General features: G+C 61.3%; 11 protein-coding genes. All 11 read left to right on the top strand.

What is annotated here, in order from left to right; translation table 11 throughout:
• The first annotated feature begins 65 nt into the window (after window positions 1-65).
• The 11 genes from JZ00_RS25230 to JZ00_RS25180 all read left to right on the top strand — a co-directional run bounded on the left by JZ00_RS25230 (window position 66) and on the right by JZ00_RS25180 (window position 12,728).
• On the top strand, window positions 66-1,400 hold the full coding sequence (locus tag JZ00_RS25230) for a lysine N(6)-hydroxylase/L-ornithine N(5)-oxygenase family protein (RefSeq protein WP_039593974.1): 1,335 nt from the start codon (window positions 66-68) through the stop codon (window positions 1,398-1,400).
• Window positions 1,401-1,587: 187 nt separating this feature from the next.
• On the top strand, window positions 1,588-4,848 hold the full coding sequence (locus tag JZ00_RS25225; protein WP_039593973.1) for a transporter substrate-binding domain-containing protein: 3,261 nt from the start codon (window positions 1,588-1,590) through the stop codon (window positions 4,846-4,848).
• 152 nt (window positions 4,849-5,000) lie between these two features.
• Window positions 5,001-5,423: an ANTAR domain-containing protein gene (locus JZ00_RS25220; protein WP_039593972.1), complete on the top strand. Its 423-nt coding sequence runs from the start codon at window positions 5,001-5,003 to the stop codon at window positions 5,421-5,423.
• 112 nt (window positions 5,424-5,535) lie between these two features.
• Window positions 5,536-6,150: a response regulator transcription factor gene (locus JZ00_RS25215; RefSeq protein WP_039593993.1), complete on the top strand. Its 615-nt coding sequence runs from the start codon at window positions 5,536-5,538 to the stop codon at window positions 6,148-6,150.
• Between the two features lie 144 nt (window positions 6,151-6,294).
• The gene (locus JZ00_RS25210) at window positions 6,295-7,161 is read left to right on the top strand and encodes a pirin family protein (RefSeq protein WP_039593971.1); all 867 of its coding nucleotides are present in this window, start codon (window positions 6,295-6,297) and stop codon (window positions 7,159-7,161) included.
• Window positions 7,162-7,265: 104 nt separating this feature from the next.
• Window positions 7,266-8,708: a mechanosensitive ion channel family protein gene (locus tag JZ00_RS25205; RefSeq protein ID WP_039593970.1), complete on the top strand. Its 1,443-nt coding sequence runs from the start codon at window positions 7,266-7,268 to the stop codon at window positions 8,706-8,708.
• 120 nt (window positions 8,709-8,828) lie between these two features.
• Window positions 8,829-9,269 (top strand): carboxymuconolactone decarboxylase family protein, encoded by a 441-nt coding sequence (locus tag JZ00_RS25200; RefSeq protein ID WP_039593969.1) that lies wholly within the window; start codon window positions 8,829-8,831, stop codon window positions 9,267-9,269.
• Between the two features lie 216 nt (window positions 9,270-9,485).
• A complete protein-coding gene (locus tag JZ00_RS25195) occupies window positions 9,486-9,908 on the top strand; it encodes an HPF/RaiA family ribosome-associated protein (protein WP_039593968.1) in 423 nt (140 codons plus the stop codon).
• An 11-nt stretch (window positions 9,909-9,919) separates the two neighbouring features.
• The gene (locus tag JZ00_RS25190; protein ID WP_039593967.1) at window positions 9,920-11,095 is read left to right on the top strand and encodes a baeRF3 domain-containing protein; all 1,176 of its coding nucleotides are present in this window, start codon (window positions 9,920-9,922) and stop codon (window positions 11,093-11,095) included.
• 122 nt (window positions 11,096-11,217) lie between these two features.
• Window positions 11,218-11,718 (top strand): sigma-70 family RNA polymerase sigma factor, encoded by a 501-nt coding sequence (locus tag JZ00_RS25185; RefSeq protein ID WP_039593966.1) that lies wholly within the window; start codon window positions 11,218-11,220, stop codon window positions 11,716-11,718.
• 38 nt (window positions 11,719-11,756) lie between these two features.
• The gene (locus JZ00_RS25180) at window positions 11,757-12,728 is read left to right on the top strand and encodes a FecR family protein (protein ID WP_039593965.1); all 972 of its coding nucleotides are present in this window, start codon (window positions 11,757-11,759) and stop codon (window positions 12,726-12,728) included.
• The last annotated feature ends 87 nt before the right edge of the window (window positions 12,729-12,815 follow it).

Genomic DNA, 12,815 nt, shown 5'->3' with positions numbered 1-12,815 from the left:
ACGCGTGCCGAACAGATCACCGGCTTTCGTGCCCTGTTGAGGGGCTTTTCCAGAGGACACTGGACATGACTCAGGCAATTGCAGCGCCCCACGTTCACGACTTGATCGGCATCGGCTTCGGCCCCTCGAACCTGGCGCTGGCCATCGCGCTGCAAGAGCGTGGCCCGGTGCAGGGCGAACTGGACGTACTGTTCGTCGATAAACAGGCTGACTATCGCTGGCACGGCAACACGCTGGTGACCCAGAGCGAGCTGCAGATTTCCTTCCTCAAGGACCTGGTGACCCTGCGCAACCCCACCAGCCCTTACTCGTTCGTCAATTACCTCAAGCACCATGGCCGCCTGGTGGATTTCATCAACCTCGGGACTTTCTACCCGTGCCGCATGGAGTACAACGACTACCTGCGCTGGGTGGCGGCGCAATTTGCCGGGCAGAGCCGTTACGGCGAGGAAGTGCTGCGCATCGAACCGGTGCTGCATCACCAGCAGGTCGAAGCCCTGCGGGTTATTTCCCTCGACAGCGAAGGTAAAGAGTGGGTGCGCATCAGCCGCTCGGTGGTGGTCAGTGCCGGTGGTACGCCACGCATTCCCGAGGCGTTCAAGACGTTCAAGGATGATGCGCGGGTGTTCCATCACTCCAAGTACCTTGAGCGAATGGCCTGCCAACCGTGCGTGAGCGGCCAGCCAATGAAAATCGCCATCATCGGCGGCGGGCAGAGCGCGGCGGAGGCCTTCATCGATCTCAACGACAGCTTCCCATCGGTGCAGGTCGACATGATCCTGCGCGGCTCGGCCCTCAAGCCCGCGGATGACAGCCCATTCGTCAACGAAGTGTTCTCGCCGGAGTTCACCGACCTCGTCTTCCAACAACCCCACAGCGAGCGCGAGCGGCTGGTCAACGAGTACCACAACACCAACTATTCGGTGGTGGACATCGACCTGATCGAGCGCATCTACGGGATTTTCTACCGCCAGAAAGTCTCTGGCATCGCTCGACATGCGTTCCACACCCTGACCAAGGTGGAGAAAGCCACCGCGACGCAGGATGGCGTGGAGCTGGCGGTGCGCAACAACGCCACTGGCGAGCTGACGGTACGTCGTTACGACGCCGTGGTGCTCGCCACGGGGTACGAACGCCAGATGCACCGCACCTTGCTGGAGCCGCTGGCGCAATACCTGGGGGACTTCGAGGTGGACCGCAACTACAAGCTGATCACCGATGAGCGCTGCAAGGCCGCGATCTATATGCAGGGCTTCTGCCAGGCCAGCCACGGCCTGAGCGACACGTTGTTGTCGATCCTGCCGGTGCGCGCCGATGAGATTGCCGGCTCGCTGTATGAGCACGCAAAGCATCGTGGCCAGGAGCATTCGGTGCGGGACCTGAAGCTGGCCACGGCGTAAGTTTCGCCGATACGTGCGTATCCACAGGAAATTATCGAGAAGCTTCCTATACTGATCTCACGTCCCTCCTGGTTGTCCCGGGAGGAACGTAGACGGTTCGCTGTTCCCTCGCATTGGCAGTCCGAACCGATCAGCCGGTCGCTGATATAGCGTTCCGGGCCGATTTCGCCAAGCGAAACCTGATCGAATGATGCTGTTTCTGCGCGCAGGCCTGGCCGCGATAGGGCTGGGCTTATCATGTGTGACGCCACAGGTGGGCGCGACACCCGAGTCGCTGCAAGTGCTCGGGCGTTCCACTGTGAGCGATTATTCGGTGACCCTGGACGAGGCTGACGGGGCGTGGCTGCGACGCAAAGGCGCGTTGTTGCTGGGCGCCTCGGCACCGGATTACCCGCCCTTCAGCATCACCGGCAATGGCAACGATTACGAAGGCCTGACGGCCGACTACGCCCAGTTGCTCAGTCAGTTGCTGAACGTCGAGATCCAGGTGCGGCGGTACGCCTCGCGGGACGCGTCGCTCCAGGCACTGCGCAGTGGTGAAATCGATATGCTCGGCACCGCCAACGGCTTCGAAGCCAGCGATCCCGCGCTGGCGATGTCCCAGGCCTATGCCGATGATGTGCCCATGCTGGTGGCCCGCGTCGACGATAGCGAGGACTTGCCCGCAGGACTGGGAGGCCAGCGGGTGGCGATGCTCTATCACTACCTGCCACCGGACCGGGTCGAGGCGTTCTATCCCGACGCCACCCTGCAATTGTATCCCTCGACGCTGAGCGCCATTGGCGCCGTGGCGTTCGGCCAGGCCGACGTCTACCTGGGAGATTCCATCAGCGCCCATTACCTGATCAGCAAGAATTATCTGAACAACATCCAGCTGGTGGATTTTTCCCGCATGGAAGTGCAGCCGTTCGCCTTCGCGGTCAGTCGCGACAACCGACGTCTGTTGCGCATCGTCAATGCCGCGCTGCAGGCCATTCCCATCGGCGAGCGCATGGGCATCCTGCGACGATGGAGCGCCGGCGGTGCGAGCGTGCCGGGCCAGCAAGCGCTGCATTTCAGCGTCAATGAACAGCGCTGGCTCGATGCGCATCCGCGGATCAAGGTGGCCGTCAGCGAAAATTTCCTGCCGTTGACGTTCTTTGATGAGCAAGGCCGCTTGCGTGGCATCGGGGCCGATGTACTGGCCCGGATCAGCTTGCGCACCGGGCTGAAATTCGACATCCAGCGTGGCGACTCGGTGGATGATCTGATCAACCGGATCGCCAGCGGCGAGGCCGACGTCCTGGCAACCGGGATTCCCAGCGCCGAGCTTGAAGACGAGTTGCGCTTTACGCGTCCCTACCTGACGAATCCATTCGTGTTGGTGGTGCCGCTCAAAGCGAAGGATGCGCTGACCTTGGACCGGATGGCCGGCAAGCGGTTGGCGCTGGTGCGCGCAAGCGTGTTGCGCGGATACCTGCTGGAGCAGTTTCCCTCGGTACAACTGGTGCCGGCGCAAAACATGGCCGACGCCATGGCCATGGTTGCCGCGGGCACGGCGGACGGCGCGATCAATTCGCTGATCAGCGCTCGCTACCTGATCTCTCATCAGTACCGCGAGAAGCTGCAAGTCACCAGCACCGTCGGCACGGAGCCCATGCGTGCCGCTTTTGCAACGAGCCGGGACGCAGCGCAGCTCCATTCGATTCTGGATAAGGCGCTGCTGAGCATTTCCCCTGAGGAAATGGATGAGCTGACCAACCGTTGGCGCAGTGAAGTGGTGATCGACGACAGTTATTGGCTGCGCCACCGCACCGCCATTGTCCAAGGTTTCGCCATCGCCGCGCTGCTGTTGCTGTTGGCATTGGGCTGGGTTGTCTACTTGCGGCGGTTGCTTGAGCAATTGCGCGTGGCCAAGGCCAGCGCCGATGATGCCAATCGTGCCAAGACTACGTTCCTGGCGACCATGAGCCACGAAATCCGTACGCCGATGAACGCCGTGATCGGCCTGCTGGAAATGGCGCAAAAAAACGCAGAGCAAGGCGTCGTGGACGGCTGCGCCCTCGAAGCTGCTTCCAGTGCCGCCCACGGCTTGCTGGATCTGATCGGCGACATCCTCGACATTGCCCGCATCGAGTCGGGACGGCTGTCGCTGGCACCCGAGCGCGCCAATCTGCGGGCGCTGGTCGAGGCCGTGGCGAGGATGTTCGAGGGCTTGGCCCGGCAAAAACAGTTGCGCCTGCAACTGGATGTTGATGCGGCGAGCAATCAGGACGTGTCCATTGACCCGCTGCGCTTCAAGCAAGTGCTGTCGAACGTGTTGAGCAATGCCATCAAATTCACCGAGCACGGCCAGGTGCGCCTGGTTTTGCGAGCCGAACCGGACGAGGGGGGGAAGCGCCTGGCCATCCGCCTGCGGATCGAAGACACAGGTCGCGGAATCGCGGTACATGACCAACAACGCCTGTTCAGTCCCTTTAGCCAGGTTGGCGACAGCACCCAGGCGGCTCGCGGCGGATCCGGGTTGGGGTTGGTCATCAGCCGCACCTTGTGCGAAATGATGGGCGGCACGTTGCAGCTCGACAGTGTGGCGGGGGAGGGCACTCAGGTTGAGATTCGGCTGGCGTTGCCATTGCTTGAAGGCGGCAGCGAAGTGCCGGTGGGCGAGGTCCGGCCGGTGGTGCCGGCCCGGGCGTTGAACATCCTGGTGGTCGATGATTACCCGGCCAACCGCCTGTTACTGGTCCGGCAGATGAACCACCTGGGCCATCAGGTGGTGGAAGCGGAAGATGGCGCCGATGGGTTGAGTGCGTGGCGCGCCGGACATTTCGATGCGGTCATCACCGACTGCAACATGCCACTGATGAGCGGTTACGAGTTGGCCCGCGCCATTCGCGACGACGAGCGGGTCCGCAGCTTGCCGGCGACCACGGTCATCGGGTTTACGGCCAATGCCCAGCCCGAGGAAAAGGACCGTTGCCTTGCGGCGGGAATGGACGATTGCCTGTTCAAACCCCTCAGCCTCAAGCAATTGGATGAGCGCCTGGCACTGGTCGCGGCTAACGGCGCCGCTGCCGAGGACTTCGATTTGACCAGCCTTGAGCAGTTGACTGGCGGCGACTGGGCTTCGATCGAGAGACTGTTGGTGGAGCTGGTCGCCAGCAATGCCCAGGACAAGGCGCGGTTACAGCCATTGCTCTCGCGCCACGACGTGTCCGGGTTGGCCGACCTTGCGCATCGGATCAAGGGCGGTGCGAGGATCTTCCAGGCTCGACGGCTGATCGCCGCTTGCGAGGTCTTGGAAATAGCCTGCCATGCGGGTGACGTGGCAGCGCTCGCCGACGCGGTGGATGAGTTGCGCCGGGCAATGCTCCACCTGGCTGAACGGTTGGAGGCTCACTTGGCAAGCAAGCGTCTTTACACCGCAGGGAAAAAGGGTTCCGCCGATGCTTCCAGCCATCAGCGCTAATGTAATGGGTAAAACCGTAGATCGACTGGCGCTTTTTCCCTCGGTTTTTGAGAATTGTCCTACAGCGCCTCTGACGACCTTCCTCTAGCCTGACGCGACTTAACGTTCCCGAGCCGGTTCGTCCCTGCCGCGTTGCCATTGGAATGCCTGCCATGCCAAATAAAGCACTACGCATCATGATTGCCGATCCTGAGCATTATCATCGGATGCAACTTGAACGCCTGTTTAATCATCAAGGCTATTTCCGCATCGCTCCCGTGAGCGATGAGCATGAGTTCCTCACGTTGGTGGATTACGGGTGCGAGCTGTTCGACCTGATCCTCATCAACGCCAACCTAGCGAATGACACCCTGGACCTGCCCGGATTCTTCGTCGATAACCCGCAGGTTCGCCATGTATTGATCTACAACGCCCAACCGGGCATGCCGGCGACGCCCCGACCTTTTCTCCAGGTGAGCAGCACCCGGCTGCCCGATGCGGTTCTGGTGCAGCGCCTGATGAAAAGCATCGACCCGGCCGCCAATGAGTCGGTTCCGTCCTGGGCCCGCACCGTCGGACAGCGTCACGGAACCTGACTGCACCGCTGGTCCGCACTGTCAGACCTTACAGGTGGCGTTGCCATTTACCTGTGTCACCGTCGATGCAGTCATGGCGTCGGCACCGTTTGCATTGCCTTGGGGAGCTTTCTTGAAAAAAGTATTAATTGTGGACGATCACCCAGTCATTAGAGGGGCGCTGCGGCTGGTGTGCGAGAACGAGGGATTCAGCCAAATCAGCGAGGTCCATGGCGTCTCCGATGCCCGCGCATGGATCAAGCAGGAAAAACCGGACGTGGTGATCCTGGACCTCGTGATGAACGGTTTCGATGGTCTGGACTTGCTCGTCTGGATCACCGGCCAGTTTCCCGATTGCGCTGTGCTGGTGTTCACTTCCCAAGATGCCCAGCACTTCTGCAACCGGTGCATCTCGGCCGGAGCCAGGGGGTTCGTGACCAAGAAAAGTGACCTGAAGGAGCTGATCAAGGCCATTCATGCCTTGAAGTCCGGCTATTCCTATTTTCCGAAGACATCCGTCAGGCTGGACCTGCAACAACGCTCCGAGCAGAAGGCTTTGGAAAGTCTTTCCACCCGTGAGCTGTCAATCCTGCGGATGCTGTCGATGGGCATGCGCGGCAAGGACATCGCCGAGACTTTGTTCCTGAGCCCGAAAACCGTCAGCACTTACAAGACGCGCCTGTTGGAAAAGCTCGGATTGAATTCCCTGGTGGGCTTGTCGGAGTTTGCCAAGCGCAATCAGCTTTAGATTCCAGGCGCAATCTTCTCTTTAGGTTGACATTCATCGTTCTGCAGATAGAACGCTCAGGTCGGTTTTTGCAGTCTGGTGCATCAACGGTATGGGTTTTAAGCTGTGTCCATCGAATCGCAACACCAGATTTGGAGACGCAGCTTGAAACGAATCATCGGCCTCTATACCAGCCCAAGGCCGCATTGGGTCGGCGACGGCTTCCCGGTCCGTACGCTGTTTTCCTACGACAACCTGGGCAAGCACATCAGCCCCTTCCTGCTGCTGGACCACGCGGCGCCCACCGAGTTTTCGTCGACCACCGAGCGCCGGGGCGTCGGCGAGCATCCTCACCGAGGGTTCGAAACCGTGACCATCGTCTATCAGGGCGAACTGGAGCATCGCGACTCCACCGGCAGCGGCGGCAAGATCGGCCCCGGCGACGTGCAATGGATGACCGCTGCCTCCGGGATCATCCATGAAGAGTTTCATTCCGAAGCGTTCGCCCGACAGGGCGGGTTCATGGAGATGGTCCAGCTGTGGGTCAACCTGCCAGCGAAGGACAAAATGGCGCCGGCCGGCTACCAGACCCTGCTCAAGGGTGACATCCCCGACATCGCCTTGAAGGATGACGCCGGCAGCCTGCGGCTGATCGCCGGCAGCTTCGAGGGGCATCGGGGCGCGGCGAAGACCTTCACGCCCATCAATGTCTGGGATATCCGCTTGAAGGGTGGCAAGGACCTGAGCCTCGATGTGCAAGAGGGCCATAACACGGCGCTGGTGGTGCTGCGGGGTACGGTCCAGGTCAATGGGCGCGAGCGAGTCGAGGCGGGGCAACTGGCCTTGTTCGATCGGACCGGCGACCAGGTGAATCTGCAAGCCGATAACGACGCCGTGGTGTTGCTGCTCAGCGGCGAGCCCATCGACGAGCCCATTGTCGGCCATGGTCCGTTCGTGATGAACAGCGAGCAGGAAATCCACCAAGCGTTTGAAGATTTCCATTCCGGGCGCTTTGGGCGGATGGATGGCTAGTCAAGCAGCATCGCGAATCCATTGTGCGAGCCTTGCGGTGATCTCTACAGCGTGATCATTCTGTGCCAATCTTCACGCCAACGACCTTCCCGGAGCTGTCCCCGATGTTCTCCCTGATCACCGACCACCCGCTGCTCAGTGCCCTGGCGTTGCTTGTGCTCGATTTGCTGGCGTGGCGGTTGGTCAGTGCCGAACGGACTTATTGGAAAATCGGTTTGCGGCTGGTCATTTTCATGTTGTTCAGCATGCTGCTGTTCAACGAAGGCCTGAACCCGATGCAGACTGCGCAGTGGGTTGAAGACGTGCCTCGGCACTTGGCGGCGACCGGCCTGCAGATTGCCTGGTGGTTGTTTGCCGCGCGTACGCTGACGGTGATGATCGGCGCGGTCATGATGCAACGGGTCGGCCATACGGGGCGGTTGTTGCAGGATCTGCTGGGCGCGGTGATCTTCCTGGTCGCGGTCATCGCGGCATTGGCGTATGTGTTGGACCTGCCAGTCAAGGGCGTGCTGGCAACCTCCGGCGCGATGGCGATCATCGTCGGCCTGGCCTTGCAGAGCACCCTCAGTGATGTGTTTTCCGGCATCGTGCTCAACACCACCAAGCCGTACCAAGTCGATGACTGGATTTCCATCGATGGCACCGAAGGCCGGGTCACCGACATCGACTGGCGGGCCACGCGACTGCAGACCTCCCAGGGCAGCATGGCGGTAATCCCCAATTCGTTGGCGGCGAAAGCCAAGATCGTCAATTTCAGCCGACCCAGCGACATGCATGGCCTGTCCATCAGCGTCCAAGTCAGCCCCCATGCGCGACCGCAGAAGGTGATCGAAGCACTGGAGCGGGCGATGATCGGCTGCCGTGCGTTGCTCGCCAGCCCGGCCCCCAGCGTCACGCTCAAAACCACTGGCAGCGCCGGGGCTGAATATGAGATCAGCGGATTCGTGGCCTCGATGGGGCAGAAGCGCGAGGTGCGCAATCAACTCTTCGACCTGGCGTTCCGGCATTTGCACGCATCGGGCGTGAGCTTGCTGTCCAGCGGCGAAAGCGCGGCGGCGATGGCGGTGTCGCGTCCTCGGGCGTTGCTGGAAAGTTCGAGCATTTTTTCCACGCTGCGCCCGGACGAAAAAGACACCTTCAGCCAGAACATGACGCTGCAGACGTTCCGCGCCGGCGACGTGATCCTGGCGGCCGGGGAGGTCAGCGACCATCTGTTCATCATTGAATCCGGCGTGGTGAGCGTGAGTCTTCTGCGTAACGGCCAACCCATCGAAGGCGGGCGCATGGGGCCGGGGGAGGTGATCGGCGAAGCGGGGATCGTCGCCGAACAAGCGGCGTTGGCGAATTTTACCGCGAAGACTTTCTGCACGCTGTATCGCATCGAGAACAGCTACCTCAAGCCTTGCCTCGAGGCTCGTCGCGACATCGGCGAGGCCATGAAAAACCTGCTGGACGTGCGCATCCACCTGGCCCAGAACCTGACCCGCGAACTGCCCAAGCCGGTCGCCAAGAAGCGCTTTTTGCAATGGCTGCGCAGCCGGGCCTGAGGCTTTTCCGCCGCAGGCCCCGGCCTTCCATTGGCCACCCGAACTTCCCAACAATTGGCTATTTGCCCGGCGCCAGCGCAGGGCTAACGTAGCGCCACACCCATTGTTCAGGAGTTCATCATGCAACCGCGTATCGATTTTTATGCCGCTTCCCCTGACGCCTACAAAGCCATGCTGGGCCTGGAGAACGCGGTCTCGAAACTGGGCCTGGAAAAATCCCTGATCGAGCTGGTCAAGTTGCGTGCTTCGCAAATCAATGGCTGTGCGTTCTGCATCGACATGCACACCGCAGACGCGCGCAAGGACGGCGAGACCGAGCGACGCCTTTACGCCGTGACCGCCTGGCGCGAGACGCCTTTTTTTACCGGCCGTGAGCGCGCCGCGCTGGCCTGGACCGAAGCCCTGACGCGCCTGAGCGAGACCCATGCGCCCGACGCCGATTACGAGTTGCTGAACGAGCACTTCACGCCCAAGGAAATGGTCGACCTGACCGTGGCGATCAATGCCATCAACGGTTGGAATCGCTTGGCGGTGGGCTTCCGGAAAATGCCGGAGGCTTGAGAGATCAGGCAACACCGTATGGGAGCAAGCCTGCTCGCGAAAGTGGCGTTACAGTCGATGATGCACGAACTGTTGCACCGCATTCGCGAGCAGGCTCCCACAGCAGTCATTACCAGCCGTCCAGGCTCCGGTCATCCCGCGCCGGGAACTTCGCCCGTTTGATCTTCTTCTACCTACAACAGGCGGCGCCAGCCGTCTTTTGCAAAGGAGTCGATCATGCAAGTTCAAGTCAACAGCAACCATATCGAAGGCAGTGCTCGTCTGCAGGAATGGGTCGGCAGTACGGTGGTGGACGCGTTGCAGCGTTTCGAAGACCACCTGTCTCGCGTCGAAATTCACGTCAGCGATGAAAATGCCCAGAAGGGCGGTGACGCCGACAAGCGCTGCCAGATCGAGGCACGTTTGCAGGGCCTTTCGTCAATGTCTGTCAGCCACAAGGCCCCGAGCCTGGAGCTGGCGGTGGAGGGCGCTGCCGAGAAAATGCTGCACGCTCTCGATCATCAGATCGGCAAGCTCAACCCCGCCGTCGAATCGATGGGCCGCGTGACCGCGCCGGTCGATGAGGCGCCGTCGCAAATGGTGGACGCCATGCTGGAGGAGGACTTCCTCGAAAACCAAGAGGCTCGTGGCAAAGAATAAAGGAGACGATCATGACCGCTCATCAACCCTTCAGCCGGCAGGTGCTGGCCGAACTCCTGGCGTTCGACGAACAGCCGAGCCTTTCGTTGTACATGCCCACCCACCGGACATTCCCCGAGCGCAGCCAGGACCCGATCCGCTATAAAAACCTGGTGCGCGACCTGCAGACCCAACTGGAACAACAGCACCCAGGCATGGATTGTGCGCCGTTGCTCGCGCCGTTCCTGGCACTGGTGGAGGACCAGGGAATCTGGAATTCCAATCGCGACGGCATCGCGGTGTTCGGTGCCCGCGACTATTTCAAAGTCATCTCGGTGAGCCAGCGCTTGCCGGAATGTGCGTTCGCCAACAGCCATCCTTATCTCAAGCCGTTGTTGCGCCTGGTCCAGTCCACCGAGCGTTATCAAGCGTTGTGCCTGACGCGCAATGAAGTCTGGCTTTATGAAGGCTCCTCGGAGCAGTTGGAGAAAATCGAGCTGGCCGAGCAGGTCCCGCGCAACCAGAACGAGGCCTTGGGCGATGAGCTGACGCCGGGTGACCAACAGGGCTTCCCCAATGGTTTCAGCCGCAGCGGCGAACGGGGCGATGCGATGATGCACGAGTCGGCTGGCGGCGGTAAGCAGGACGAAATCAACCTGGATCGCGAGCGGTTTTTCCGTGCCGTGGACAAAGCCATCCTGCAATACCATTCGCAACCTTCAGGCCTGCCGATGATTTTGGTGGCGCTGCCGGAGAATCAGGCGGTGTTCCGTGCCGTCTGTCATAACCAGCACCTGCTGGCGCAGGGTATCGAGGGCGATCCTTCGAGGCTGAGTGTCGAAGAGTTGCGCCTCCAATGCGCCAAGCTCATGGCCCACAGCCACGCCGATCAGGTGGTCGACAGCCTGAACCGCTATGGCGTCGCGGTCGGGCAAGGGCGTGCGCTGGACAAACTGGCCGAGATCGCCAAGGCCGCCTGGGAAGGCCGCGTCGCGATGTTGCTGGTGGAGGCGGAACGGCAGGTGCCTGGCCAGCTAGACCCGGAAAAAGGCCGGTTGATCATCGACGAGTCCGGCGATGAACAGGCGCCGGATGTGCTGGACGAACTGATCCTGGCAGTGACACGCCAAGGCGGCGAAGTCGTCGTGGTGCCGCCTGAGCATGTCATGCCAACCGACACCGGGGCGGCGGCGGTGTGCCGCTTCTGACCGTCCCCTGTGGGAGCGAATTCGCTCCCACACTTTTATTTCGTACCAGCCGGTCGGGCGACGTTTGCTTCCTATTAATAGGAAGCATTACTATTCACGCCCCGTCTCCACAGCGCGCCGCGATGATCCCCAAGCTGCCCCGCAGACCCGGCTTTCTCGAGCATTACGAAGAGTTGATCGGCACCTGGACCCGTCGCCTGCGCAATCGCCAGCAGGCCGAGGACCTGGCCCACGATACCTTCGTGCGGGTGCTCGAATCCGATTCGGCGCAAGTAGAGCAGCCACGGGCCTACCTGCACCAGACGGCGCGCAATATTGCAGTGGACGGTTATCGGCGGGAAGATCGACGAGGCGCCTTGGAGGAAGTGGCGTTCGACACCTGTCAATCGCTTGCGGGCGACCCGGAGCACTACATGCACGCGATCCAACTGGCGGACTCCATCGAGCGGGCGCTTGCCGAATTGCCCGCCAATTGCCGCACGGTGTTCGTCTGGCAGAAGATCGAGGGGCTGACCCAGGCGGAAATCGCCGAACGCCTGGGGTTGTCAAAAAACATGGTGGAAAAGTATATGATCCGCACCCTGCGCCATCTGCGTGATCGCCTGGACGGGCCAGATCAATGACCCGTCGTCCTCTTCCACCTGAGCCACAGGACCCTTCCATGATGGATAGCCGTGAATGCCCGTGCGGGCAGAGCAGGGTTCGCGACGAGGCGGCGCAATGGTTCGTGCGTTTGCAAAACCCGGTCATGAGCGTCGAGGAGCGCCAGCGTTTCGAGGCCTGGCTGGACGAGCACGCCAACCATCGCGACGAGATCCAATTGCTGCAAGGCATCTGGAGCGCAACGGATCTGTTGCCCAGGGAGCGCCTGCAAGCATTGTGCGAGCGACCCGCCGAGCGTGCGAAACGCCGACCGCTGCTGCGTTACGCAGTGGCCGCGGGGTTGCTGGCGGTGGCTGTCGGGCTGGGACTGTTCAGTGGCTTGGGCGCTTCGAGTGACTACCGCGGCGAATTCGCCACGGTCCTCGGTGAACGCCGGCACGTGGCCCTGCCGGACGGCTCGCTGGTCGACCTCAATAGCCGAAGCCATGTGCGCGTCGTTTTCGAGCATCGCAAACGCCGGGTGGAGCTGGTCGAGGGCGAAGCGTTGTTCCGGGTCGAGCATGATGCCGGTCGTCCGTTCACCGTCGATGCGGGCAACGGCCAGGTGACGGTGACCGGGACGCGCTTCGATGTGCGCCGCGATGCCGACAGTACGCGGGTGGCGGTGGAGGAGGGCAGCGTCAAGGTCCAAGGACGCGACTTCCCCATCAACCTCACCGCTGGCCTCGGTACGCGGATCGATGCCCAGGGCAAGGTCGCCGCGCCCTACGCGATCAATGCCGATGAGCTCACTGCCTGGCGCAACGGCAAGCTGGTGTTCAATAACGCGCCGTTGAGCGACGTCGCTGAGCAAGTGTCCCGTTATCGCGACAAACCGCTGCGGGTCGCCAATGCCGCGGTGGGCAACTTGCGCCTCACCAGCGTGTTCCGCTCGGACAATCCCGAGGCGTTGCTCAAGGCGCTGCCGAATATCCTGCCGGTGGCCGTGCGCACCCTGGACGACGGCAGTCAGGAAATAATTTCGAAATAGATTCAGGTTTTTTTCGAGTTCTTCGTCTTCTTGTCCAACTGCAACTGGTTTGCATTAACAGACGCGTATTCTTGCGATTCGACAGGA

This window comes from Pseudomonas frederiksbergensis, from assembly GCF_000802155.2.
GTDB classification, from domain to species: Bacteria; Pseudomonadota; Gammaproteobacteria; order Pseudomonadales; family Pseudomonadaceae; genus Aquipseudomonas; species Aquipseudomonas frederiksbergensis_A.
Note: the sequence above shows the minus strand (reverse complement) of the source record. Positions and strands in the feature narration are given on the sequence as shown.